Annotated in this window: 39 protein-coding genes; 34 read left to right on the top strand and 5 right to left on the bottom strand. The window is 36.2% G+C overall.

The annotated features are described in order from the left end of the window. Positions 1-2: 2 nt before the first annotated feature. Both pncB and BMW64_RS10275 read right to left on the bottom strand, forming a co-directional pair. Positions 3-1181 carry a nicotinate phosphoribosyltransferase gene (gene pncB / locus BMW64_RS10280; protein ID WP_089999880.1) on the bottom strand — a complete coding sequence of 393 codons (1179 nt, stop codon included), beginning with the start codon at positions 1179-1181 and terminating at the stop codon, positions 3-5. A gap of 85 nt (positions 1182-1266) precedes the next feature. Continuing rightward, entirely contained in the window at positions 1267-1743 is a 477-nt protein-coding gene (locus BMW64_RS10275; protein WP_089999879.1) for a Dps family protein, read from the bottom strand. Between the two features lie 339 nt (positions 1744-2082). Between BMW64_RS10275 and rpsL the strand changes: the two genes are divergently transcribed. The 6 genes from rpsL to BMW64_RS10245 all read left to right on the top strand — a co-directional run bounded on the left by rpsL (position 2083) and on the right by BMW64_RS10245 (position 7008). Next, a complete protein-coding gene (gene rpsL, locus BMW64_RS10270) occupies positions 2083-2496 on the top strand; it encodes a 30S ribosomal protein S12 (RefSeq protein ID WP_089999878.1) in 414 nt (137 codons plus the stop codon). A gap of 23 nt (positions 2497-2519) precedes the next feature. Beyond that, on the top strand, positions 2520-2996 hold the full coding sequence (gene rpsG, locus BMW64_RS10265; protein WP_072883914.1) for a 30S ribosomal protein S7: 477 nt from the start codon (positions 2520-2522) through the stop codon (positions 2994-2996). Between the two features lie 6 nt (positions 2997-3002). Next, on the top strand, positions 3003-5120 hold the full coding sequence (fusA, locus tag BMW64_RS10260; RefSeq protein WP_089999877.1) for an elongation factor G: 2118 nt from the start codon (positions 3003-3005) through the stop codon (positions 5118-5120). A 16-nt stretch (positions 5121-5136) separates the two neighbouring features. Next, positions 5137-5442, top strand: a complete 306-nt coding sequence (gene rpsJ / locus BMW64_RS10255; protein ID WP_002661363.1) for a 30S ribosomal protein S10 — start codon at positions 5137-5139, stop codon at positions 5440-5442. Between the two features lie 161 nt (positions 5443-5603). After that, positions 5604-6428, top strand: coding sequence for a GLPGLI family protein (locus tag BMW64_RS10250; RefSeq protein WP_228400908.1), 825 nt, complete (start codon positions 5604-5606; stop codon positions 6426-6428). 82 nt (positions 6429-6510) lie between these two features. Continuing rightward, positions 6511-7008: a low affinity iron permease family protein gene (locus tag BMW64_RS10245; protein WP_089999875.1), complete on the top strand. Its 498-nt coding sequence runs from the start codon at positions 6511-6513 to the stop codon at positions 7006-7008. Between the two features lie 12 nt (positions 7009-7020). Here the strand turns inward: BMW64_RS10245 and BMW64_RS10240 are convergent, their stop codons facing one another. Genes BMW64_RS10240 through BMW64_RS20665 form a run of 3 tightly spaced genes read right to left on the bottom strand, consistent with a single transcriptional unit; the run spans position 7021 to position 10889 of the window. Further along, positions 7021-9723, bottom strand: coding sequence for a hypothetical protein (locus tag BMW64_RS10240; RefSeq protein ID WP_089999874.1), 2703 nt, complete (start codon positions 9721-9723; stop codon positions 7021-7023). Between the two features lie 45 nt (positions 9724-9768). Continuing rightward, positions 9769-10749, bottom strand: a complete 981-nt coding sequence (locus BMW64_RS10235; RefSeq protein WP_089999873.1) for a hypothetical protein — start codon at positions 10747-10749, stop codon at positions 9769-9771. Continuing rightward, positions 10749-10889 (bottom strand): hypothetical protein, encoded by a 141-nt coding sequence (locus BMW64_RS20665; protein WP_177175268.1) that lies wholly within the window; start codon positions 10887-10889, stop codon positions 10749-10751. Before BMW64_RS20665 ends, BMW64_RS10235 begins: the two co-directional genes overlap by 1 nt. Before the next feature lie 315 nt (positions 10890-11204). Between BMW64_RS20665 and rplC the strand changes: the two genes are divergently transcribed. The 28 genes from rplC (at position 11205) to rplQ (ending at position 25018) form a co-directional block, all read left to right on the top strand. Beyond that, a complete protein-coding gene (gene rplC / locus BMW64_RS10230) occupies positions 11205-11831 on the top strand; it encodes a 50S ribosomal protein L3 (protein ID WP_089999872.1) in 627 nt (208 codons plus the stop codon). After that, complete coding sequence (gene rplD, locus BMW64_RS10225) at positions 11822-12451, top strand: 50S ribosomal protein L4 (RefSeq protein ID WP_089999871.1); 630 nt, start codon at positions 11822-11824, stop codon at positions 12449-12451. The genes rplC and rplD overlap by 10 nt, the downstream gene beginning before the upstream one ends. A gap of 3 nt (positions 12452-12454) precedes the next feature. Next, positions 12455-12745, top strand: a complete 291-nt coding sequence (gene rplW, locus BMW64_RS10220; protein WP_029297784.1) for a 50S ribosomal protein L23 — start codon at positions 12455-12457, stop codon at positions 12743-12745. Between the two features lie 21 nt (positions 12746-12766). Further along, a complete protein-coding gene (rplB, locus tag BMW64_RS10215; RefSeq protein ID WP_072883924.1) occupies positions 12767-13588 on the top strand; it encodes a 50S ribosomal protein L2 in 822 nt (273 codons plus the stop codon). A 2-nt stretch (positions 13589-13590) separates the two neighbouring features. After that, complete coding sequence (gene rpsS / locus BMW64_RS10210; RefSeq protein ID WP_002983209.1) at positions 13591-13869, top strand: 30S ribosomal protein S19; 279 nt, start codon at positions 13591-13593, stop codon at positions 13867-13869. Positions 13870-13871: 2 nt separating this feature from the next. After that, positions 13872-14270 carry a 50S ribosomal protein L22 gene (gene rplV, locus BMW64_RS10205; protein WP_029297778.1) on the top strand — a complete coding sequence of 133 codons (399 nt, stop codon included), beginning with the start codon at positions 13872-13874 and terminating at the stop codon, positions 14268-14270. Positions 14271-14277: 7 nt separating this feature from the next. Then, positions 14278-15033, top strand: a complete 756-nt coding sequence (gene rpsC / locus BMW64_RS10200; protein ID WP_072883925.1) for a 30S ribosomal protein S3 — start codon at positions 14278-14280, stop codon at positions 15031-15033. Between the two features lie 99 nt (positions 15034-15132). Then, positions 15133-15558, top strand: coding sequence for a 50S ribosomal protein L16 (gene rplP, locus BMW64_RS10195; RefSeq protein WP_089999870.1), 426 nt, complete (start codon positions 15133-15135; stop codon positions 15556-15558). A 12-nt stretch (positions 15559-15570) separates the two neighbouring features. Next, the gene (rpmC, locus tag BMW64_RS10190; protein ID WP_089999869.1) at positions 15571-15756 is read left to right on the top strand and encodes a 50S ribosomal protein L29; all 186 of its coding nucleotides are present in this window, start codon (positions 15571-15573) and stop codon (positions 15754-15756) included. A 12-nt stretch (positions 15757-15768) separates the two neighbouring features. Continuing rightward, on the top strand, positions 15769-16023 hold the full coding sequence (gene rpsQ, locus BMW64_RS10185) for a 30S ribosomal protein S17 (protein WP_076391860.1): 255 nt from the start codon (positions 15769-15771) through the stop codon (positions 16021-16023). Between the two features lie 2 nt (positions 16024-16025). After that, positions 16026-16394: a 50S ribosomal protein L14 gene (gene rplN, locus BMW64_RS10180; RefSeq protein ID WP_007839504.1), complete on the top strand. Its 369-nt coding sequence runs from the start codon at positions 16026-16028 to the stop codon at positions 16392-16394. Positions 16395-16414: 20 nt separating this feature from the next. Beyond that, entirely contained in the window at positions 16415-16741 is a 327-nt protein-coding gene (gene rplX, locus BMW64_RS10175; RefSeq protein WP_089999868.1) for a 50S ribosomal protein L24, read from the top strand. 13 nt (positions 16742-16754) lie between these two features. Further along, entirely contained in the window at positions 16755-17306 is a 552-nt protein-coding gene (rplE, locus tag BMW64_RS10170) for a 50S ribosomal protein L5 (protein ID WP_089999867.1), read from the top strand. 3 nt (positions 17307-17309) lie between these two features. Continuing rightward, positions 17310-17579, top strand: coding sequence for a 30S ribosomal protein S14 (rpsN, locus tag BMW64_RS10165; RefSeq protein ID WP_007839501.1), 270 nt, complete (start codon positions 17310-17312; stop codon positions 17577-17579). 148 nt (positions 17580-17727) lie between these two features. After that, the gene (gene rpsH, locus BMW64_RS10160; RefSeq protein WP_029297768.1) at positions 17728-18126 is read left to right on the top strand and encodes a 30S ribosomal protein S8; all 399 of its coding nucleotides are present in this window, start codon (positions 17728-17730) and stop codon (positions 18124-18126) included. 17 nt (positions 18127-18143) lie between these two features. Next, the gene (gene rplF, locus BMW64_RS10155; protein ID WP_089999866.1) at positions 18144-18689 is read left to right on the top strand and encodes a 50S ribosomal protein L6; all 546 of its coding nucleotides are present in this window, start codon (positions 18144-18146) and stop codon (positions 18687-18689) included. 15 nt (positions 18690-18704) lie between these two features. Continuing rightward, positions 18705-19058: a 50S ribosomal protein L18 gene (gene rplR, locus BMW64_RS10150; RefSeq protein WP_089999865.1), complete on the top strand. Its 354-nt coding sequence runs from the start codon at positions 18705-18707 to the stop codon at positions 19056-19058. A gap of 18 nt (positions 19059-19076) precedes the next feature. Continuing rightward, entirely contained in the window at positions 19077-19598 is a 522-nt protein-coding gene (gene rpsE, locus BMW64_RS10145; RefSeq protein ID WP_034712988.1) for a 30S ribosomal protein S5, read from the top strand. Positions 19599-19608: 10 nt separating this feature from the next. Continuing rightward, complete coding sequence (gene rpmD, locus BMW64_RS10140) at positions 19609-19785, top strand: 50S ribosomal protein L30 (protein WP_007839493.1); 177 nt, start codon at positions 19609-19611, stop codon at positions 19783-19785. A 19-nt stretch (positions 19786-19804) separates the two neighbouring features. Further along, positions 19805-20254: a 50S ribosomal protein L15 gene (gene rplO / locus BMW64_RS10135; protein WP_089999864.1), complete on the top strand. Its 450-nt coding sequence runs from the start codon at positions 19805-19807 to the stop codon at positions 20252-20254. 9 nt (positions 20255-20263) lie between these two features. Next, positions 20264-21643, top strand: a complete 1380-nt coding sequence (gene secY / locus BMW64_RS10130; RefSeq protein WP_066434454.1) for a preprotein translocase subunit SecY — start codon at positions 20264-20266, stop codon at positions 21641-21643. Between the two features lie 3 nt (positions 21644-21646). Continuing rightward, a complete protein-coding gene (gene infA, locus BMW64_RS10125) occupies positions 21647-21862 on the top strand; it encodes a translation initiation factor IF-1 (protein ID WP_029297754.1) in 216 nt (71 codons plus the stop codon). Between the two features lie 62 nt (positions 21863-21924). Then, on the top strand, positions 21925-22041 hold the full coding sequence (rpmJ, locus tag BMW64_RS10120; protein ID WP_007839480.1) for a 50S ribosomal protein L36: 117 nt from the start codon (positions 21925-21927) through the stop codon (positions 22039-22041). 9 nt (positions 22042-22050) lie between these two features. Further along, positions 22051-22428 (top strand): 30S ribosomal protein S13, encoded by a 378-nt coding sequence (gene rpsM / locus BMW64_RS10115; RefSeq protein WP_042720400.1) that lies wholly within the window; start codon positions 22051-22053, stop codon positions 22426-22428. A gap of 12 nt (positions 22429-22440) precedes the next feature. Beyond that, positions 22441-22830, top strand: a complete 390-nt coding sequence (rpsK, locus tag BMW64_RS10110) for a 30S ribosomal protein S11 (protein ID WP_002983263.1) — start codon at positions 22441-22443, stop codon at positions 22828-22830. A gap of 19 nt (positions 22831-22849) precedes the next feature. Then, complete coding sequence (rpsD, locus tag BMW64_RS10105; protein ID WP_029297746.1) at positions 22850-23458, top strand: 30S ribosomal protein S4; 609 nt, start codon at positions 22850-22852, stop codon at positions 23456-23458. Between the two features lie 33 nt (positions 23459-23491). Further along, entirely contained in the window at positions 23492-24487 is a 996-nt protein-coding gene (locus BMW64_RS10100) for a DNA-directed RNA polymerase subunit alpha (RefSeq protein ID WP_029297744.1), read from the top strand. A 6-nt stretch (positions 24488-24493) separates the two neighbouring features. After that, positions 24494-25018, top strand: coding sequence for a 50S ribosomal protein L17 (gene rplQ / locus BMW64_RS10095; RefSeq protein WP_027381321.1), 525 nt, complete (start codon positions 24494-24496; stop codon positions 25016-25018).

The raw sequence follows: 25018 nt of genomic DNA, 5'->3' as shown, positions 1-25018 counted from the left end.
TATTAATTCCGAATTCTTAAAAACTCTTTGGCTAATTCGATCATTTTAGGATCTCCTGTATATTTCCCGTGTTCATCGGAAAGTTTTACGGTAGGGATCCATTCGTGGTTAGGTGCCTGCACACCAATTAATTTCATCACAATATTCATCGGCTTCAAACCAACATCGTTGGTCAGGTTCGTTCCGATTCCGAACGATACTCCGATTTTTCCTTTGCAGTAGTTGGTAATTTCTTCTACCTTTTCGAGATTTAATCCATCAGAGAATATGATATATTTGAATAAAGGATTAATGCCATGTTTTTGGTAATGAGCGATTGTTTTGTCCGCAAATTCGAGTGGGTCGCCACTGTCATGTCGCACTCCGTCAAATAGTTTGGCGAATTTTTTATCAAACTGCTGAAAGAAAACGTCCGTAGTATAAGTGTCTGATAGCGCAACTCCCAGGTCGCCTCTGTAGACATCTACCCAATGTTCCAATGCCAATTCATTGGCCATTTTAAAGCCATATTCGGCAGCATGAAACATAAACCATTCATGGGCATGGGTTCCGATAGGTTTTACACCATATTTCATTGCAAAATGTACGTTTGAACTTCCAATGAATGTTGAATTTTTTTTCTGGGTGAGAGCTTCCATGACCAGGTTCTGCACTTTGTGAGAATGTCTTCTCCTGGTTCCGAATTCAGCAAAATTAACCCCGAGCTTTTCCAGTGTTGCGGCTTTTTCTAGAGTTCTTTTCATGATGACTTCATTAGGATCCCTTTCCATGTGGTTCATTTCATAATGAAGCTCACTGATCAAGGCAAGCAAAGGTACTTCCCAGAGAATCGTTCTGTACCAAAGTCCTTCCACAATAACAGAAAGCTCACTTCCTTCCTGATGAATTTTTACTTCAGACGGATCGTAGTGGTAGCCCTCGAGAAAATCCAGATAGGGAAGATCGATGTACGGGCAAGTTTTCGCCATGAATTTTTTCTCTTCTTTTGTAAGTTTAAGTTCGGCCATTTTGTTAACAGCTTCTCTTAAAGCAGCATCAAAGCCCTCAGGAAACTGATGTTTTCCTCTGTTGATGAATTCGTATTTTACTATAGAACTGGGAAATAATTTTACCACAGCATTCTGCATTGTTATTTTATAGAAATCGTTGTCCAGAATGGAGGTTAATCGTACATTATGCATAATTGTGTAATTTATACGCAAATATAATTAATAAAAATAAAATCACCTAAATATAAGGTGATTTTTTATTTTACTGTTAAATTTATTACTTTCCAAGATATGAATTATACATCCATACTTCTTTTTCCTGTTCAGTGATGTAATCGCTCATCTGGGAATTGGTTCCTTCATCTCCTGCTTTTTCTGTAATGTCTAAAAGTTCTCTCTGAAGGTCAATCACAACTTTAAAAGAATTTAAAATAATTTCCACACTTTTAGTTCCGTCACTCACTTCCTGGCTTTCTTTGATGGTAGCTACTTTAAGATAATCAGAATAATTATGTGCAGGGGTAGCGCCCAACGTTAATATTCTCTCGGCAATTTCGTCGATTTTTAGCACAAGATTGTTGTATAACTCTTCAAACTTCGGGTGAAGTGTAAAGAACTGATCTCCTTTAATGTTCCAGTGAGAGCCTCTTGTATTCTGATAAAATACGGAATAATTTGCCAAAAGGATATTTAATTTTTCTGCGATCTGCTGGCAGTCGGCTTCCTGAAGGCCGATGATGTTCGAATTTTTCATATAATAAGGTAGTTTATTTTCTTGAAACAAATTTAAGAAAATATTATGCCGAATTCTAAAAGTGCTGATTGATGATGCTTATCTTTAAAATTTTTATAATTCATTAAGAAATTAGTCTTTATGATTGCTGGTCAGAATAAATATTAATAATTAACAATAATTTAATTAAACCAGAAGTAATTATTATCTCCGCCTATTTGCCGGTTTTGCGCTGAAATCCTGATGTTGTAATAAAATTTCTTTTTTAAGGAGTTAAAGTGTTGATTTTTATTTTCATGCAGGTGTTTGCTAATTAAAAAATTATTTATATTTTTGCACCCTAAAATAAAAAGCAATTAAATGCCTACTATTCAACAATTAGTAAGAAAAGGAAGAGCCACGCTTGCCAAGAAGAGCAAATCGGCTGCCCTTGATTCTTGTCCACAAAGACGTGGTGTATGTACGAGAGTATATACTACTACACCGAAGAAGCCTAACTCTGCACTTAGAAAAGTTGCAAGGGTAAGACTTTCTAACGGTAAAGAAGTTAACGCCTACATCCCGGGCGAAGGACATAATCTTCAAGAGCACTCGATAGTATTGGTAAGAGGCGGAAGGGTGAAAGACCTACCGGGAGTACGTTACCACATCGTAAGAGGTGCATTAGACACTGCAGGTGTAAATGGAAGAACACAGAGAAGATCGAAGTATGGAGCTAAGAGACCTAAACCAGGTCAGGCACCAGCTGCACCAACAAAAGGAAAGAAAAAATAATCATTAAATAAGGTACAGAAACAATGAGAAAGACAAAAGCGAAAAAAAGACCGTTGTTACCAGATCCGAAATTTAATGATCAGTTGGTAACTAGATTCGTAAATAATTTGATGCTTGATGGTAAAAAGTCAATCGCATTCAAAATTTTCTATGATGCGTTGGATATTGTAGAAACTAAAAAAGGTGATACTGAGAAAACAGCCCTTGAAATCTGGAAAGATGCATTAACAAACGTTATGCCTCACGTAGAAGTACGTTCCAGAAGAGTAGGTGGAGCTAACTTCCAGATCCCGATGCCAATCAGAGCTGATAGAAAAATCTCTATGGCCATGAAATGGTTAATCAAATATTCTAAAGCCAGAAATGATAAGTCTATGGCTTTGAAATTAGCTAACGAAGTTGTAGCTGCTTCAAGAGAAGAAGGTGCTGCTTTCAAAAAGAAAACCGATACTCACAAAATGGCGGAAGCTAACAAAGCTTTCTCACACTTCAAATTCTAATCTGAAATGGGAAGAGATCTTAAATATACAAGAAATATTGGTATTGCCGCTCACATTGATGCCGGTAAGACGACCACTACAGAAAGAATTTTATTCTATACAGGTAAAACTCACAAGATTGGTGAGGTTCACGAAGGTGCCGCTACAATGGACTGGATGGAGCAGGAAGCAGAAAGAGGTATCACCATTACTTCTGCTGCAACAACTTGTTCTTGGAACTTCCCAACTGACCAGGGGAAAACTTTACCTGAAACAAAACCTTACCACTTCAACATCATCGATACACCGGGACACGTTGACTTCACTGTAGAAGTAAACAGATCTTTGAGAGTATTGGATGGTCTTGTATTCTTATTCTCTGCCGTAGATGGAGTAGAGCCTCAGTCTGAAACAAACTGGAGACTTGCTGACAACTACAAAGTAGCTAGAATGGGATTCGTAAACAAAATGGACAGACAAGGTGCTGACTTCTTAAACGTTGTAAAACAAGTTAAAGAAATGTTAGGATCTAATGCAGTTCCAATCGTTTTACCAATCGGTGCTGAAGAAGATTTCAAAGGAGTTGTTGATTTAATCAAAAACAGAGCGATCATCTGGGATGACGCAGGACAAGGTGCTACTTTCGAGGTAGTTCCAATTCCTGACGATATGAAAGATGAAGTTCTTGAATATAGAGAGAAATTGGTAGAAGCTGTTGCTGACTACGATGAGACTTTGATGGAGAAATTCTTCGAAGATCCGGATTCAATTTCGGAAGACGAAATTAACGAAGCTTTAAGAAAAGCGACTATCGACCTTTCTATCATTCCTATGACTTGTGGTTCTTCTTTCAAGAACAAAGGTGTACAGTTCATGCTTGACGCTGTTTGTAAATATCTTCCTTCTCCACTTGATAAGGATAATATTAAAGGAACAGACCCTAGAACTGATGCTGATATCGAAAGAAAACCATCTGTTGATGAGCCTTTCTCTGCATTAGCTTTCAAAATTGCTACTGACCCGTTCGTAGGTAGATTAGCATTCTTCAGAGCTTATTCAGGAAGACTTGATGCAGGTTCTTATGTATTGAATACTCGTTCAAACAACAAAGAAAGAATCTCAAGAATCTATCAGATGCACGCTAACAAGCAAAACCCGGTTGAGTTTATCGAAGCTGGAGATATTGGTGCAGCTGTAGGATTTAAAGATATCAAAACAGGAGATACATTATCTGATGAAAAGAACCCAATCGTTCTTGAATCTATGATCTTCCCAGATCCGGTAATCGGTATCGCTGTTGAACCTAAAACTAAGGCTGACCAGGATAAAATGGGTAACGCTCTAGCTAAATTAGCTGAAGAAGATCCGACATTCCAGGTTAAGACTGACGAGGCTTCAGGACAAACAATTATCTCAGGTATGGGTGAGCTTCACTTAGATATCATCGTAGACCGTATGAGAAGAGAGTTTAAAGTTGAAGTTAATCAAGGTCAACCGCAAGTAGAATACAAAGAAGCTCTTACACAAAAAGCTAACCACAGAGAGGTTTACAAAAAGCAATCTGGAGGTAGAGGTAAGTTCGCAGATATCGTATTTGAAATCGGTCCAGCAGATGAGGGTAAAACGGGGCTTGAATTTATCAACGAAATCAAAGGGGGTAACATTCCTAGAGAATTTATTCCTGCTGTTGAAAAAGGATTCAAAGAATCAATGAAGAACGGTCCTTTGGCTGGTTTCGAAGTTGAAGCGATGAAAATTGTCCTTAAAGACGGATCTTTCCACGCGGTTGACTCCGATCAGTTATCTTTCGAATTAGCTGCTAAGATGGGATTCAAAGAAGCGGGTAGAGCTGCTAAAGCGGTTATCATGGAACCAATCATGAAGCTTGAAGTAGTAACTCCTGAAGAATATATGGGTGATATCGTAGGTGACCTTAACAGAAGAAGAGGTACTGTAAACGGTATGGACGATAGAAACAACGCTAAAGTTATCAAAGCTTTCGTTCCACTATCTGAAATGTTCGGTTATGTTACTTCATTGAGAACATTATCTTCTGGTAGAGCAACATCTTCGATGGAATTCGAAAGATATGAAGCTGCTCCGCAGAACATTGCTGAAGATGTAATCGCAAAAGCAAAAGGTTAATTTAAATTAGATTAAAATGTCACAAAGAATCAGAATAAAACTTAAGTCTTACGATTACAATTTGGTAGATAAATCTGCTGAGAAAATCGTAAAAACGGTAAAGGCTACCGGTGCTGTTGTAAACGGCCCGATTCCATTGCCAACAAATAAGAGAATCTTCACTGTGTTGAGATCTCCACACGTAAACAAGAAAGCAAGAGAACAATTCCAACTTTCTGCTCACAAGAGATTGATGGATATCTACTCTTCTTCTTCTAAAACGGTTGATGCTCTAATGAAATTAGAACTTCCTTCTGGTGTAGACGTAGAAATTAAAGTGTGATAATTGCCTGAAGACCAAAAGTCTTTATTGCAAATCAACTTTGCTATGATAATAAATCCCTTTTCGAAAGAAGAGGGATTTTTTTATTTAATAAAATGTTAAAATTAGTATTATGTATTGCAAGGTTCTATTTTATATGTATATTTGTGAAAAATATTACTATGAGAAAATTTCTACTTGTAATGATATTGTTAAGCTTATCATTTAATGCACAAACCCATCGCTTTATTTATGAATATCATTTCAAGATGGATTCTGCTTCTCCGGAAAAAAGAAAAGTAAGTATGGTCCTTGATGTAAATCCGGATCAGGTAAAATTTTACAATTATGATTTTGTAGTCACCGATTCAATCAACAAAACGAGAGGTGAGAATAATGTGATATGGGATGACACCCCTGCGCTTACAAGGAAGAAAAATTCTACGGTTAATTCCAATTATATTATGGTTCAGAATATGTTCATTGTAGAAACAAATGACAAAATGAATTGGAAGCTCGATAACGAGACAAGAACCATCGGTGGGTACAAAGTTCAGAAAGCCACTACAAAATACGGAGGCAGAAATTGGACTGCCTGGTTTACGAAAGACATCAATCTAAGCGAAGGACCGTATAAATTCCAAGGTTTACCGGGAATGATATTTGAAATTTATGATGATAAAGATAATTTTAAGTTTTCTTTGGTAAAAAGTTATAAAATCCCTAAAACATACGAAACACTTGGAATTCTTGAGAACTTTGGAGGTCAGAAACCCGTTAAAATTCCCGAATCCAGACTTAGAAAACTGATGCTTGATTATTATAACGATCCGCTTCATACGTTTAAAGAGCATTATAGAAATAATACCAATCCTGATGCACATTTTATGGTTATGGGAATTGAGGTGAAGCGACCTGAACAGCTCAAAGAACTCTCAGAAATGATGCAGGAAAATATTAAGAAAAATAATAATCCTATAGAAATTGATAAAGCGATAAAATATTAAAATCATTCAAACTATTATTTAACCTTAAAACTCTGCTGTTTCGGCGGAGTTTTTGCTGCCTGTTCATTGAAAAATTAATATTATGTCTAAAGATCAAGGTATATTTGAAAGATTTTCAAATTGGGCAACAAAGTTTACGGGAAGTTCGTATGCTTTTATTGGAGCAACTATTATCGTTATTGCCTGGGGAATTTCCGGGCCGATCTTCAATTATTCTGAAACATGGCAGCTTGTCATTAATACCGGAACGACAATTATTACCTTTCTGATGGTATTCTTAATTCAGAAGGCTCAGAATAAAGATTCAAAAGCAATTCAGATAAAATTGAATGAACTGATTGCAGCCAACGAGAAGGCCAGTAACAGAATTGTAGATATAGAAGATTTAACGGAAAAGGAACTTGATCAACTCCACTGCTATTACGAAAAACTTGCAGATTTTGCGGAGGAAGATAGTGACATTCATTCTTCCCATTCTATTGATGCAGCACAGCGAAATCAGGATTATAAAGATAAGCTATTCAGAAAAAAACATGAAGAATGGTTACGGGAGCAAGAACAAAAAAAGGAATCGATCTGATTCCTTTTTTTATTAATTCATAAAATAATTAAAATAAGTACAGCTTCCCAATAGGTCTTTCGCGGTTTCAGTATCGGCGTATTGAGATTTCAACATTGCAAAATAGGTTCTGTATTTTTGATTTTTAATCTGATCAAGCTGCTTTTGGTAAGCATCACTTTTCTCGCTGTATTGAGGGTCAGAATAATCAACTTTTGAAGGGTTTTTAGCCTCGTACTGATAATACTTCCCTTGTTCTGCGCTTGCCATCTGGAACAGAATTCTTGCCTTCTGTTCTTTATCGGATGAAAGGTCTAATGCTTTCTTATAATATCCAATAGCCAGGTCAAAATTATCCGGTTCGATATAAGTTCTGTCCAGGAAATTTTTATAGTAATACTGATACGGATTTTTGCGGTCTGAAGTTTGGAAATCATATTTTCCGCCGTTTGTGTTATCTATATCCATCACAAAAAGCTGTCTGTAATATCCGAGAATAGAGGTGTTGTATAGAAGATTTCCGATCAGCTGATTGGCCGTTGCGGCGTCATGGTTTTTTCCTGCTCCAATCTTTTTAAGCTGAATTAAAGCATCAGTCAGTTCCAGTTTGTTCATTGTTGGTTTTATAAACGGAAATACTGAATAATCTTCTTTCTTCATACTTTCTTCCGGAGAGCTTTGGTAGCTTTCCCATACATTATGCCCAAATACAAGATCCGAAATATTGCTCAATCCATTATAAGCTCCCGCAGCATATTTTAAAGGAGTGACTTTTTTGTCATCATAATTCCATTCTGATCTTGGAATTCCGGAGAAATTCTGTGCTTTTGCATAGTAGGATCTGGCTTTTTCAAAATCTGCCTGTCTCATTGCTCTGTCGCCATAAATCACGGCGAAAAATGCGTCGATATTTCCTACGTCATTAATATTTTTAGCAATGATCTGCTGTTCAAATTGTGTCTTATTGGGTTTTCTGTAAAAATCTTCAACACTTTTCACCAAGCTGGAATTCGGATTGTACTGCAGATCCGAAAGCTTGTTATTCATGAGGAAAGATTTTCCGTCTTCACCCTGAAGGAAATAACGGTTTGCCAGAACATCTTTCAGAAAATCTGCCGTTGAAGGAACTTCGCCATAATAATCATATTCATCTGTTTCAGTACTGTCTTTTTTTACTTCAGGCTTTTCAGTAAAGTATTCTGAATAGTCTTTCATTAAATGATCTTCGTATTCCGCATCAATCTTTGGTTGGGAAACAATATCATTAAGTACTTTCATTCTTTTGATCTCTTCAAGATATTCTGGATTGGTGGTTTTTATATTTTCAAGAATTTCCGTACTTTCTTTATAATCTTTTTTCAGGAATTTCAGATAAGCGTCAGCAATTTGCCAGTATTCATCCTTAGATTTTTCTTTTGTTTTTGAGGTAAATTTCTCAAGGTCATCCAAAAAATCCTTCGTCTTATCATCATACCAATAGTTGTTTTTGGTAAAGACAGGAATTCTGTCCGGGTTATCAAGAAGTTCGTCGTCACTTTGGTCGGCTTTACTTTCATCCGATCCTTTATCTTTTTTACTGCTGAAAAGATTTTTAAAGAATCTTATAATTTTCTGCCAGAAGGAAAGCTCTTCTTTTTTTGGTTCGGTGGTATTTGAATTATTTTTTACGTCGTTATTATCTGCAGTGTTTTTCTGAGAAGTAATAGTATCGTCATTCGAATAATAATAAATAGGAAGATAACTCCTCTCTAATTCGTTAATGCTTCGTACTGCCATGACTTTCAGTATTTCTGAATCAGGATTAATTTCAAACATCTTTTCCATCACAGGAATCGGATTGTTGAAATCTTCATAACCCAACAGGAAATAAGCCATATTTTTATCTTCATTTGTATTGGACCGTTTTAAAATGTTGTTGAAAGATGCTGTATCAGAAAGTTTCATTGAAACAAAAGCAGATTCTTTACGGCTCTTGCTGTCTCTGAACACCTGAAAGAAATTCCAGTTGGCTTCACTGTTCATTCCCAAACCTCGCTGGGCACCGGCAAGCTGGTCAAGTGCCATAATGTAAGGGGCACCTTTCAATCTTAAAGGTTCTACATAAGCCTTAAAAGCTTTTACGGCAGCATCATAATTTCTTGTATAATGGTTAAACCGCACAAGCTGATAACCATATCTTTGTTTGATTTCCGGATTTTTTGCAGCATTATACAACGAAGTCAATGCAGCGATGGTTTTATTATAATCAAGATTAGTTGCATTTTTCCCTGTTCCGGGTTCCCGGTAGTAAAATGAATCAGCACCTTCGATATAATTAATCTTCATATACGGCTCCAGGTATTTGGCTTCAATGAGATAATCGATCCCTTCATGATATTTCTGGTAAAATCCCGGACCTAATGTGATCAGAAGCTGATTGGTAGGAGAGCCTTTCTTTAACGCATTAAGATCATTAATGCTCATTTTGTTGACAAGATATTCCGTTTGAGCATAGCTCATCTGATTGTTGAAATATCTTTTCCATGCATCTATATTTTCATCGGGAATCAACGACGATCTGAAATCGGTATAAAATCTTGTCGAGTAGCTATGTAGAAAAGGCAGATAAGATTTATCTTTAATAATACTTTGGGTAAAAAGATTAAAGTATTCATAATCCGGATCAGACCAGGCACAGGCGTCTGATTCTGTATAAAAAAGCGAAACAACGGCGAGTGATAGAAGATACTTTTTCATTTTATTGAAGTGTTTGGTTATCGGGTGATTTTTGAAAGTTAAATGTTAAAGTTCAAAATTCTTATCATTAACAAATTTACGATCCAACTGGTAATATATAATATTGTACTGAGGTATTTTTTTGTCAAGAAAACTTACAACTTCCCTGATCTGGTTTTCTGAAATAGATTCAATTTTGATTCTGAAGCCTTTATTCATATAGCTTCCAAAGTAAAAACCGTCTTTAAGGATTTCAATTTCATGATTAGAGATCTTTTTAAAATTCGGATGTTCAAGATCTTTTTCCGATAAAGCATTGATCAGTTTATGTTTTCCTAAATAATTGGTTACAATTCCCCATGAGTAAATTGGCAGCGCAACTTCTATTTTTTTTAAAGGATAATCATTAAGATCTGCGAGATAACTTTTTAATATGTTGACATCCAGTATAGAATTTTTATCAGAATTCTCCAGAGGCGAAGAAGTGGAATAGCACATCAGGTAAACTTTCTCCACGGGCGGAATTCCTGTCTGGGCTTTATCTTTTACCTGATGAAGTCGAAGTGTACAGGTGATCTCTTTACGGGAGATCTTTTTTAATTCTTTTAGAAAATTAAAATAATCATTTTTGGTACCTGCAGTCCAGTCACAGTCAATTTGTATTTCCGGTATTGTGTTTAAATGATATTCAGATGTTTTTTTCTGTATGAGGTCATTGATATTTTGAGCGAGAAAAGTAATTTCTTCTTTTTGTATATAAAGGAAAGTGCGGTTTGTAATAAAAACCACAGGTACAATTTTCTGACGGAGTTCAAAACTTTTATCTTTGGTAATGACGCCTACAGGCTGAAACTTTCCTCGGGATTTATCCACATCAAAAAAGCGGGTATAAAGATAAGGAACAGTAGCTTTATCCAAAGCTTTCTTTTCATCATGATCAAGAACAAGTTTAGTTTTCCAGTAATAAAAAGTGTATGGATGTTTCTGTTTTTTATTGCAGGAAAATAGAAGGAGCAATAAAATACATAAAAATCTAACTGCTTTCATTACTGATAAAAGTCGATATCATCAAAGGTGAAAGCAGAATTGATAGCTCCTACAGCATTACTCAAGGTCTTTTCAAAAAAATGAAAAGGACTATTGAATGCTATCTTCAATTTTGGTAATATGTTATATGTGTTTTTCATTTTTTTCTGACAGGTTATAAAATAGTTTTAACCTAACAAAAATCAAACCGTAATTTCAGAATTTTCCCTTGTATCTTATCAAAAGATTTTAAGATTCACAAATTATTCTCCTGAATTTTCTTTCGATTTTCCCAAAATGCTCTAATTGATTAAAAATCAAAATATTTTGCATGAAATATTTGTCAGTTATAAAATTATTCATAAATTTGCACACTCATTTTAGGGGCGTAGTATGCCTACATCAGACGTAGAAATTACTTCAGACTTCCTGAAAATGGTGATAAATAAAGGATAAATTTTATTATTATATAAACAATGTCAGGTATTATTGGTAAAAAAATCGGTATGACATCTTTGTTTAACGAAGAAGGAAAAAACATTCCTTGTACAGTTATTCAAGCTGGTCCGTGCTCGGTTTTACAGGTCAGAACCTTAGAAAAAGACGGCTATAAAGCTGTGCAATTAGGTTTCGATGACAAGAGTGAGAAGAACGTTGGTAAAGCGTTAGCTGGTCATTTTAAAAAGGCTGGTTCTGCTCCTAAAGCTAAATTGGTAGAATTCTACAGAGAATTCGTTGATGAAGTGAAAGTAGGAGAGGAAGTAACTGTAAACTTATTCGCTGAAGGTGAATTCGTTGACGTAACAGGTACTTCTAAAGGTAAAGGATTCCAAGGGGTTGTTAAAAGACACGGCTTTGGAGGTGTAATGCAGGCAACTCATGGTCAGCACAACAGACTTAGAGCTCCAGGTTCTATCGGTGCTGGATCTGACCCTTCAAGAGTATTCAAAGGGATGAGAATGGCTGGTAGAATGGGAGGTAAGCAGGTAACTGTACAAAACCTTCAGGTATTAAAAGTGGATCAAGATCAGAATCTTTTAGTAGTAAAAGGTGCTGTTCCGGGAGCTAAAAATTCTTATGTAATTATCAGAAAATGGAACTAGTAGTATTAAATACATCAGGAAAAGAGACCGGAAGAAAAGTAACTCTGGACGAAACAGTATTCGGAATCGAGCCAAATCAGCACGCGGTTTACTTAGAAGTTAAACAGTACCTTGCTGCACAAAGACAAGGAACTCATAAAGCAAAAGAAAGAAGCGAAATCACTGCTTCTACTAAAAAACTTAAGAAGCAAAAAGGATCTGGTTCTGCTAGATACGGGGATATCAAATCTCCTGTGTTCAGAGGTGGAGGTAGAGTATTCGGACCAAAACCAAGAGACTACAGATTCAAATTGAACAAAGCGCTTAAGAGATTAGCTAAAAAATCTGTTTTATCTCAGAAAATGAGAGATAACAGCATCAGAGTTTTAGAAGATTTGAGCCTTAATGCTCCTAAGACTAAAGATTTTATCAATGTATTAAATGCATTGGAACTTAACGGTAAAAAATCTTTATTCGTTCTTCCTGAAGCTAACAAGAATGTATATTTATCTTCAAGAAACTTACCTAAAACTAAAGTAATGAACTTCAACGAAATCAGTTCTTACGATTTAGTAAATGCCGGTGAGATCGTATTCTTCGAAGGTGCAGTTGAAAAATTCCAGGAAAATTTAAAGAAATAAATCATGTCAGTTATTATTAAACCAGTTATTTCAGAAAAGGCTAATTACCTTACGGATTTAAGAGGTACTTATTCTTTCTTGGTAGATACCAAAGCGAATAAGATCCAGATTAAAAAAGCTGTTGAGGCAGCTTACGGTGTAAAAGTAGCAGACGTAAATACAATGATTTATGCTCCTAGAGTATCTGCGAAATATACTAAAAAAGGTCTTCAGGTTGGAAAGACGAATAAATTGAAAAAAGCGGTAATCAAACTTGCTGAAGGTGAGGTTATCGATATTTTTGCTGTAAATTAATTATAATTATAAATAATAGTAATGTCTGTTAGAAAATTAAAACCTATCACCCCGGGACAGAGATTCAGAATTGTAAACAATTTTGAGGAAATTACTACCAACAAACCAGAGAAATCTCTAACCGTTGGTATTAAAAAGTCAGGTGGACGTAACCAAACAGGTAAAATGACCATGCGTTACACCGGAGGTGGACACAAAAAGAAATACAGAATTATTGACTTCAAAAGAAACAAAGCAAACGTTGAAGCAACTGTAAAATCTGTAGAATACGATCCAAACAGAACTGCATTTATCGCTTTATTAGAGTACGCAGACGGAGAGAAGAGATATATCATCGCTCCAAACGGTATCAAAGTAGATCAGAAAGTAGTTTCAGGTGAGAACGTAGAACCAAACGTAGGAAACGCAATGAAATTGAAAAATATTCCATTGGGTACTGTGATTTCTTGTGTTGAAATGAAGCCTGGTCAAGGTGCTATTTTAGCAAGAAGTGCTGGTTCTTCAGCTCAATTAACTTCAAGAGACGGAAAATATGCGATCATCAAATTGCCTTCAGGAGAATCTAGAATGATCCTTACTGAGTGTATGGCAATGATCGGTTCAGTTTCCAACTCTGATCACCAATTAACTGTATCAGGTAAAGCTGGTAGAAGCAGATGGTTAGGTAGAAGACCAAGAACAAGAGCGGTTGTAATGAACCCTGTAGATCACCCAATGGGTGGTGGTGAAGGACGTTCTTCTGGAGGTCACCCAAGATCTAGAAACGGTAAACCGGCTAAAGGTTACAAAACTAGAAAGAAAAACAAAGTGTCTAACCGTTACATCGTATCTAAAAGAAAATAATTATGGCAAGATCACTTAAAAAAGGACCGTTCATTCATCATACTTTAGATAAGAAGGTTCAGGCAAATATAGAGTCTGGTAAGAAGACAGTTATCAAAACTTGGTCTAGAGCATCGATGATCTCTCCGGACTTCGTAGGACAAACTATTGCTGTACACAACGGGAAATCTTTTATCCCTGTTTATGTTACAGAAAACATGGTAGGTCACAAGTTAGGCGAATTTTCTCCAACAAGATCTTTCAGAGGTCATGGTGGTAACAAAAACAAAGGAAGCAGATAATCATGGGATCAAGAAAACAAGATAGTTCAATCGCAAGAAAAGAAGCAAACAAAGACGTTGTTAAAGCTTCATTAAATAACTGCCCATCTTCTCCTAGAAAAATGAGATTAGTTGCTGATATCATTAGAGGAGAGCAAGTAGATAAAGCTCTTTATATCCTTAAATATTCTAAGAAAGAAGCTTCTAACAAATTAGAAAAATTACTTCTTTCTGCAATTGCCAACTGGCAAGTAAAAAACGAAGGTGCCGACATCGAGGAAGCAAACCTTATCGTTAAAGAAATATTCGTGGATAGTGCAAGACAATTGAAGAGACTAAGACCAGCTCCACAAGGTAGAGGGTATAGAATCAGAAAAAGATCTAACCACGTTACATTAATCTTAGGTAATAAAGAAAATTAATCAAGGTATGGGACAGAAGACAAATCCAATTGGTAACAGATTAGGTATCATCAGAGGATGGGATTCTAACTGGTTTGGCGGAAACGATTATGGAGACAGAATCGCGGAAGACTACAAAATCAGAAGATACCTTGAAGCTAGATTATCTAAAGGTGGGATTTCAAGAATTTATATTGAAAGAACATTAAAATTAGTAACAGTTACAATTACTACCGCTAGACCGGGACTTATCATCGGTAAAGGAGGTCAGGAAGTTGATAAACTGAAAGAAGAGTTGAAAAAATTGACTAAAAAGGATATTCAGATCAACATCTTCGAAATCAAAAGACCTGAGCTGGATGCAGTATTAGTTGCTGACAGCATTGCTAAGCAAATCGAAAACAGAATCTCTTACAGAAGAGCTGTTAAGATGGCGATGGCAGGTACAATGAGAATGGGTGCAGAAGGTATCAAAGTTCAAATCTCTGGTAGATTGAATGGAGCTGAAATGGCAAGATCAGAATCTTTCAAAGAAGGAAGAATTCCATTGTCTACTTTCAGAGCAGATATCGATTACCATATCGGTGAAGCATTGACTCAGTACGGAAAACTAGGTGTAAAAGTTTGGATCATGAAAGGTGAAGTTTACGGTAAAAGAGAACTTTCTCCACTAGTGGGACAACAGAAAAAAGGTGGTCAGTCTGACAGAAGAGATAACAGAGGAGGAGACAGAGACAACAGAAGACCTAGAAAGAACAATAACAATAATAACAATAATAATTAAAAATTTTAGATTAGAACATTTTGAATTTTAAATTACCGTTACTTTTTTAAAATAAAAAAAATCTAAAATCTAAAATCTAAAATCTAAAATTTAGAAATTATGTTACAACCAAAAAGAACCAAGTTCCGTAGAGTACATAAGATGAAAATGAAGGGGAATGCCCAGAGAGGTAATCAACTTGCTTATGGAACTTTCGGAATCAAGGCGACAGAAGGTGCTTGGATCACTGCAAGACAAATTGAAGCTGCTCGTATCGCTGCGACAAGATATATGAAGAGAGAAGGTCAGCTATGGATCAAAATCTTCCCGGATAAGCCGATTACTAAAAAACCAGCCGAAGTAAGGATGGGTAAAGGTAAAGGTGCCGTGGAATATTGGGTAGCTGTAGTAAAACCAGGTAAAATTATGTTCGAAGTAGGAGGTGTTCCTTACGAAGTAGCGAAAGAAGCACTAAGACTTGCGGCACAAAAATTACCAGTTGTTACTAAATTTATAGTTGCTAACGATTTTGTTAAACCTCTTTAATCTTTGAATACAATGAAAAAAGCTGATATTAAAAATTTAAGCGCGGGTGATATTCAAAACCAATTAACTGAAGCTAAAGCTCAATATTCAAAACTGAAATTGGCTCACGCAATCAGCCCAATTGAAAACCCGATCCAAATCAGAGATTTGAGAAAAACAATCGCTAGACTAAACACTGAGTTAACTAACAAACAATAATTTCATTTTACAATGGATAGAAATTTAAGAAAAGAAAGAATCGGAGTGGTTTCCAGCAATAAAATGGAAAAAACTATTGTTGTTAGTGAAACTACAAGAGTAAAGCACCCGATGTACGGTAAATTCGTATTGAAAACGAAAAAATATACTGCACACGACGAGAACAACGAATGCACAGAAGGTGATACAGTTCTGATCCAGGAAACTAGACCGATGAGCAAAAACAAGAGATGGAGATTAGTAAGAATCATTGAAAAAGCTAAGTAATAATGTTACAAACAGAATCAAGATTAAAAGTTGCTGATAACACAGGTGCTAAAGAAGTATTGGTTATCAGAGTTCTGGGAGGAACCAGAAGAAGATATGCTTCAGTTGGTGATAAAATCGTTGTTACTATCAAAGATTCTACACCATCAGGAAACGCTAAGAAAGGTCAGGTATCTAAAGCTGTAGTGGTAAGAACTAAAAAAGCAGTAAGAAGAAAAGATGGTTCATACATCAAATTCGAAGACAATGCTTGTGTATTGCTAAACGCAGCGGGAGAAATGAGAGGAACACGTGTTTTCGGACCAGTTGCTCGTGAGTTGAGAGACAAAGAATATATGAAAATCATTTCATTAGCTCCTGAAGTACTTTAATATTTAAAATTTTAAAAAAAATGTCAAAGTTAAAAATAAAAAGAGGAGATAACGTAATCATTACTACTGGTAAGAAAGATGTCAAAGGTAAGACTGGTGAAGTTATTGAAGTGATCAAAAAAGAAGGAAGAGACCCTAGAGTAGTTGTTGCAGGACTTAATATCGTTAAAAAACACGTTAAGCCTTCAGCTTCAAATCCTCAAGGAGGAATCGTTGAAAGAGAAGCTTCTATTCATATCTCAAACGTAGCTTTAGTTGGTAAAGACGGAAAAGCTATCAAAGTAGGTTACAAAATCGAAGGAGATAAGAAGGTAAGAATCAACAAAAAAACGGGTGAAACTTTATAATTTTAAATAACACATGGAATATATAGCAAGACCCAAAAAAGCATATAAAGAAACGATTGTTCCAGCAATGATGGAAGAATTCGGATACAAATCTGTAATGCAGGTGCCAAGACTTGAGAAAATTGTTTTATCTCAAGGTTTAGGAGATGCTACAGCAGACAAGAAAATCATCGATTATGCTGTTGAAGAATTATCGAATATCACTGGTCAAAAGGCTGTTGGTACGATCTCTAAGAAAGACGAAGCTGCTTTCAAATTGAGAAAAGGAATGCCTGTAGGTGCTAAAGTTACTCTTAGAGCTGATAAAATGTATGAGTTCTTAGACAGATTAACTTCTTCTGCATTGCCTCGTATCAGAGATTTCTCTGGAATCAAAGCTGATGGTTTCGACGGTAGAGGTAACTATAACTTAGGGATCACTGAGCAAATCATCTTCCCTGAGATCGTAATCGACAAAGTGAAAAAAATCCAAGGGATGGACATCACTTTCGTTACTACTGCGAAAACAGATAAAGAAGCTAAAGCATTATTAACTCACTTCGGTTTACCATTCAAAAAGAACTAAGAAATGGCTAAAGAATCAATGAAAGCGCGTGAGCGCAAAAGAGAAGCGTTAGTTGCTAAATACGCTGATAAAAGAAAAGCTTTAAAAGAAGCAGGTGATTATGAAGCACTTCAGAAATTACCAAAAAATGCATCTCCTGTAAGATTACACAACAGATGTAAACTGACAGGAAGACCAAGAGGATACATGAGAACGTTTGGTATTTCCAGAGTAACTTTCAGAGAAATGGCAAACAACGGTCTTATCCCTGGAGTTAAAAAAGCTAGTTGGTAATAATTACTAGTTAAAAATCGGGACAATTAAGTTGTCTGGATACTAAAGAATAAACAATATCAGACTGAAGATTTCTGAGGTCTGATATTTTTACGCTTCAAGTCCTTGCAATACTGATTGTTCTTTAACCAATAATTTATAAAGAAAAATGGTAACAGATCCAATTTCAGATTTCCTAACAAGAGTAAGGAACGCACAAAGCGCAGGCCACAAAGTGGTGGAAATTCCTGCATCGAAAATCAAAAAGGAGATTACTAAGATCTTATTTGATCAAGGGTATATCTTAAACTACAAGTTTGAAGATAGCGCTGTTCAAGGAACGATCAAAATCGCTTTAAAGTACGACAAGCAAACCAACAAACCAGCTATTAAGTCTATCCAAAGAGCTTCTAGACCAGGTTTGAGACAGTACAAAGGTTCAACTGAACTTCCAAGAGTACTAAACGGTTTGGGTATTTCTATCATCTCTACTTCTAAAGGAGTAATGACTGACAAGAAAGCTAGAGAAGAGAAAGTAGGCGGTGAAGTAATCTGCTATGTTTATTAATTTTTAATCACAGGAAAATGTCAAGAATTGGTAAAGCAATTATAACAGTTCCAGCAGGAGTTACAATCACTGAAAATAATGGTGTGGTAACTGTAAAAGGTCCTAAAGGAGAACTTTCTCAGGAGCTTACAGGCGGAATTACTATAGAACAGAAAGATGGAGAGCTGAACGTAAACAGACCATCTGAAGCTAAACAACACAAAGCGCTTCACGGTTTATACAGAGCGTTGATCAACAACATGATTGTTGGTGTAAATCAAGGTTTCGAAAAGAAACTGGAATTAGTAGGGGTAGGATATAGAGCTTCACACGCAGGTCAAAAACTTGAGTTGGCTTTAGGATTCTCTCACGGTATCGTATTGGAACTTCCTAGCGAAGTAAAAGTTGATACATTGACTGAAAAAGGTAAAAACCCAATTATTACTTTAACGTCTCACGACAACCAACTTCTAGGGATGGTAGCTGCAAAGATCCGTTCTTTCAGAAAGCCTGAGCCATACAAAGGAAAAGGTGTAAGATTCGTAGGAGAAATTGTTAGACGTAAAGCTGGTAAATCTGCTTAATAAATTATAAGTATTATGGCATTAAGTAAAGTAGAAAAAAGAATAAGAATCAAAAGAAGAGTAAGAGGAAAAATCTCTGGATCTTCTGAATTGCCAAGATTATCTGTATACAAAAGTAATAAGGAAATTTACGCTCAGTTAATCGACGATAACAGTGGAAAAACTTTAGCTTCTGCTTCTTCAAGAGAGAAGGGGGTTGAAGCTAACGGAACTAAGACTGAAGTTTCTGCTGCTGTAGGTAAAGCTATCGCTGCTAAAGCTATCGCTGCAGGAATCGAAAATATTGTATTTGATAGAAACGGATTCGTATATCACGGGAGAATTAAAGCTCTAGCTGATGGTGCGAGAGAAGGTGGACTTAAATTCTAATCATTAAATTTCGGAAATATGTTAGGACTAGATAATATAGAAAGAGTAAAACCGGGAGGATTAGAACTTAAAGATCGTCTCGTAGCTGTTAACAGAGTAACAAAAGTAACTAAAGGGGGTAGAGCTTTCGGATTTTCTGCAATCGTAGTTGTAGGAAATGAAGAAGGAGTAATCGGTTACGGACTAGGAAAATCTAAGGAAGTTGCTTCTGCAATTGCTAAAGCAGTTGAAGATGCTAAGAAAAACCTTGTGAAAGTTCCTGTAATGAACCACACAATCCCTCACCAGACTACTGCCAGATACGGTGGTGCAGATATCTTTTTAAGACCTGCTTCTCACGGTACAGGGCTTATCGCCGGTGGTGCGGTAAGAGCGGTATTAGAATCTGCTGGTATTCACGATATCCTTTCAAAATCAAAAGGATCTTCTAACCCTCACAACGTGGTGAAAGCTACTTTCAAAGCGTTATTGGATATCAGAAGACCTGAAGAAATCGCTAGAATGAGAGGAGTTTCTCTAAGTAAAGTGTTTAACGGTTAATATATAAACAATGGCAACAATCAAAGTAAAACAAGTAAGAAGCGCTATTGGAAGAACAAAAACCCAAAAGAGAACGCTTGAAGCATTAGGATTTAAGAAACTTCACCAAGTTGTAGAACACGAAGCTACTCCTTCTATCTTAGGAATGATAGCTGCAGTTAGTCACTTACTTGAAGTTCAAAAATAATTTTTAAAATAATTTTAAAATGAATTTAAACAACATAAAGCCAGCTGCAGGATCTACTTTCAATTCAAAAAGAATTGGTAGAGGACAAGGTAGCGGAAAAGGTGGTACTTCTACAAAAGGTCACAAAGGACAGAAATCAAGAGCGGGTTATTCTCAGAAGATCGGTTTTGAAGGGGGTCAGATGCCTTTGCAAAGAAGATTACCTAAATTCGGATTCAAAAACGTAAACAGAAAAGAGTTTAGAGGAATTAACCTTGATACAATCCAGACTTTAATCGAGAATAAATCTATCACAGGAGATATTACAAGAGAAGTTTTAATTGAAAACGGTTTAATTACTAAAAACGAATTAGTGAAAATTATGGGTAGAGGAGAATTGAAATCTGCGGTTTCAATCTCTGCTGACAAGTTCACTAAATCTGCTGAAGAGCTTATTGCTAAAGCAGGTGGAAAAGCAATTACCTTATAATAATTACTAATGAAAGAATTTATACAAACCCTCAAAAATATTTGGAGCCTTAAAGAATTACGAGATAAAATTATCTTTACTTTAGGGATTATCCTTGTGTATAGATTCGCATCTTATATCTCTTTACCTGCGATTAACCTTGCAGAAGTAGGAGATCTCTTAGAGCATTATAAAAATCAAGGCGGTAACAAGCAAGGAGCTGGTCTCCTTGGCTTGCTTTCGTCGTTTACGGGGGGTGCTTTCAGCCACGCTTCCGTAATGGCGTTAGGTATCATGCCTTATATTTCTGCTTCTATTATTGTTCAGTTGATGGGGATGGCTATTCCTTATCTTCAGAAGCTTCAGAAAGATGGAGAGTCAGGTAGAAATACATTGAACCAGATTACTAGATGGTTAACGATCGGAGTTTGTCTTGTACAGGCACCTTCTTATTTAACTTCTATTACTCAATTATTCTTACCGTATGCTCAGTTCTCATCTGCATATTATGTAGAGCCAAATTCTATCATGTTCTGGTTGCCAAGTATCGTTATTTTGGTTGCCGGTTCAGTATTCGCGATGTGGTTGGGTGAAAAAATCACCGACAAAGGAATCGGAAACGGTATCTCTATCCTTATTATGGTGGGGATTCTTTCAAGATTACCTGAAGCATTCGTACAGGAAATGGCAGTTCAGAACGGAAAAGGAGGAATGGGATCAATCATGATCCTTATTGAAGTAATTTTCTGGATGTTGGTTGTACTTTTGGCGGTGGTATTATCCGTTGCTGTTAGAAAAATCCCGATCCAGTATGTAAGCAGAGCTCAGGCGAGAGGAGGTGTAAACAGAAATCTTATGCAAGGAGCAAGACAGTGGATTCCATTGAAAGTGAATGCTGCCGGTGTAATGCCGATCATCTTCGCACAGGCGCTGATGTTCGTGCCGGGGTTATTAACAAAAGTAGATGAGTCAAACACTTTTCTTGCAGGTTTCAAGAATGTTTTTAGCTGGCAGTACAATGTATTGTTTGCGCTATTGATTATTATTTTCTCATTCTTCTATACTGCGATCACAATTCCGGTAAACCAAATGGCTGATGATTTGAAGAGAAACGGAGGTTTAGTACCAAAAGTGAGACCAGGAAAAGAAACCGCTGATTATTTAGATGATATTTTATCAAAAATTACCTTGCCAGGTGCGATTTTTTTATCTATCTTTGCAGTCCTTCCGGCAATTGTACACGGAAGCTTTGTTCAGACAGATGCGTTCGCCTTATTTTTCGGGGGAACGTCACTATTGATTATGGTGGGAGTAATTTTAGATACTGTTCAACAGATTAATACCTATCTGCTGAACCATCATTATGATGGCTTAATGCAGTCTAAATTATCAAGAACGACTGGATATTAATTTATGGCAAAACAAAAACATATTGAACAAGACGGCGTTATAACGGAAGCACTTTCGAACGCTCAGTTCCGTGTTGAGCTGGAAAATGGGCATGTTCTTATTGCTCATATCTCTGGTAAAATGCGTATGCACTATATTAAGTTATTACCTGGTGATAAGGTAAAATTAGAAATGTCTCCTTACGATTTGTCGAAGGGGAGAATTACATTTAGATATTAATACAATCTGCCAAGTGGAGCACTCGTTCCATTTGGCTATTGTTAAAAAATAAATATTTTCAAATGAAAGTAAGAGCATCAATTAAAAAAAGAAGCGCTGATTGCAAGATCGTACGCAGAAAAGGTGTACTATTCGTAATCAACAAGAAGAACCCAAAATTTAAACAAAGACAAGGCTAACATTAAATTATGGCGAGAATTTCAGGTATTGATTTACCAAAAAACAAAAGAGGTGTTATCGGTTTAACTTACATCTACGGAATTGGAAGAAGTACTTCTTCAGAAATCCTTAAAGCTGCCGGTATCAGCGAAGACAAGAAAGTCAACGAATGGAATGACGATGAATTGGCTGCAATCAGAAACTATATCTCTGAAAACGTAAAAGTAGAAGGAGAATTAAGATCTGAAGTGCAATTGAACATTAAGCGATTAATGGACATAGGATGCCAACGAGGAATACGTCACAGACTTGGATTACCTTTAAGAGGCCAGAGAACGAAAAACAACTCTAGAACCCGTAAAGGAAAGAGAAAAACTGTTGCTAACAAGAAAAAAGCTAGTAAATAATCGTTAGGAATTATGGCAAAACAAACTAAAGTAGTTAAGAAAAGAAAAGTAAAAGTTGAGGCTATTGGTGAAGCTCATATTCAGGCTTCTTTCAATAACATCATCATTTCTTTAACAAATAAAAACGGAGAGGTTATCTCTTGGGCTTCTGCCGGTAAAATGGGTTTCAGAGGTTCTAAAAAGAATACTCCATTTGCTGCTCAAATGGCAGCTGAAAATTGCTCTGCTGTAGCTCACGAAGCTGGTTTAAGAAGAGTAAAGGTGTTTGTGAAAGGTCCGGGTGCAGGTAGAGAATCTGCGATCAGATCTATTCACAATTCAGGAATTGAAGTTAGCGAAATCATTGATGTGACTCCTATGCCACACAATGGATGTAGACCACCAAAAAGAAGAAGAGTTTAATTTTTAGAATTTACCCATTATGGCAAGATATATTGGACCTAAAACTAAGATTGCTAGAAAGTTTGGTGCTGCAATCTACGGAGATGATAAAAACTTCGAGAAAAGAAAAAACCAACCGCCAGGACAACACGGTCCTAACAAAAGAAGAGGTGCTAAAAAATCTGAATACGCAGTTCAGTTGGCTGAAAAACAAAAAGCTAAATATACGTACGGTATCTTAGAAAGACAGTTTGCTAACTTATTCGACAAAGCACACAGAAGTAAAGGTGTAACAGGTGAAGTTCTATTACAACTTTGCGAATCTAGATTGGATAATGTAGTTTACAGATTAGGTTTTGCTAAAACAAGATCTGCTGCTAGACAGCTTGTTTCTCACAGACACATTACTGTGAACGGAGAGCTGGTAAATATTCCATCTTATTTGCTAAAAGCAGGTGATGTAATCGCTGTAAGAGAAAAATCTAAGTCTCTTGAAGTTGTTACAAACGCATTAGCTTCTAAAGCAAATTATGAGTGGTTACAATTCAACGATGAGAAGAAAGAAGGTACTTTCGTTTCTGCTCCTGAGAGAATCCAAATTCCGGAAGACATCAAGGAACAGCTTATCGTCGAACTTTACTCTAAATAATTTTTTAATCAAATTTTTGCTCAACCCAATAATATGGCAATTTTACAATTCATAAAACCCGATAAAGTAATTTTACTTAACTCTGATGAATTTAGAGGTCAATTTGAATTCAGACCACTAGAACCAGGTTTCGGGCTTACAATCGGTAATGCTTTGAGAAGAGTGTTGCTTTCTTCTCTGGAAGGTTATGCTATTTCATCTATCAAAATAGAAGGTGTAGAGCACGAATTTTCAACTATTCCAGGAGTAATCGAAGATGTTACCGAAATTATTCTTAACCTTAAGCAGGTAAGATTAAAAGCTACGGCAGAAAACCAGTCTAATGAGCAGGTTGTTGCCAAAGTTTCAGGACAGACGGTTATTACTGCTGGTGATTTAGGAAAATCAATCAACGGATTTGAGGTATTAAACCCGGATTTGGTGATCTGTAACCTAAACAGTGATGTAACTTTCGAAATTACTTTCAATATTGAAAAAGGTAGAGGATATGTTCCTTCTGAACAGAATAAGTCAAACAATGCACCTGTAGGTACTATTGCAATCGACTCTATTTTCACGCCAATCAAGAAAGTACAGTATAGCATTGAAAATTATCGTGTAGAGCAAAAAACAGACTACGAAAAACTTGTATTAGATATAGAAACTGACGGATCTATCAGTCCGCAGAATGCTTTAACAGAAGCTTCCAAGATATTAATCTATCACTTCATGCTGTTCTCTGATGAGAGAATCACGCTTGAAACAGAAGCCGTAAAAGCATCTATCCAATATGATGAGGAAACGCTTCATACAAGACAACTCCTTAAGTCTAAACTAGCAGATATGGATCTTTCCGTAAGAGCCCTTAACTGTCTGAAGGCGGCTGAAGTAGAAACTCTTGGAGAATTGGTTTCTTACAGTAAGTCTGATTTGATGAAATTCAGAAATTTTGGTAAAAAATCTTTGACAGAACTAGAAGAATTAGTGCATTCAAAAGGTCTTAACTTCGGTTTCGACGTTGCAAAATATAAGTTAGACGCTGATAAATAATTAATAATGAGACACGGTAAAAAATTCAATCACTTAGGAAGAACAGCTTCTCACAGAAGTGCTTTACTTTCTAATATGGCTTGTTCTCTAATTGAGCATAAAAGAATCAACACTACTGTAGCTAAAGCAAAAGCTTTGAGAGTATATGTTGAGCCTCTATTAACAAAAGCAAAAGAAGATACTACACATAACAGAAGAGTTGTTTTCTCTTATCTTCAAAATAAAGAAGCTGTTGCTGAATTGTTCAGAACAGTAGCTCCTAAAATCGCGGAGAGAAACGGTGGTTATACAAGAATCATTAAAACAGGTTTCAGACCAGGTGATGCTGCTGATACTGCTCTTATCGAATTGGTAGACTTCAATGAGCTTTACAATCCTAATGCTGAAGAGAAAAAAGCTACAAGAAGAAGCAGAAGATCTACAACGGCTAAAAAAGAAGCTGTCGTTGCTGAAGCTCCTGTAGTAGAAGAAAAAGCTGCTGAGCCAACTGCTGAAGCTGCTGATTCTACAGAGGAAAAAACTGAAGAATAA

The sequence above is a fragment of the Chryseobacterium taichungense genome (assembly GCF_900109935.1).
In the GTDB taxonomy this organism is placed as follows: domain Bacteria; phylum Bacteroidota; class Bacteroidia; order Flavobacteriales; family Weeksellaceae; genus Chryseobacterium; species Chryseobacterium taichungense.
This window is presented reverse-complemented; position numbering and strand designations above follow the sequence as displayed.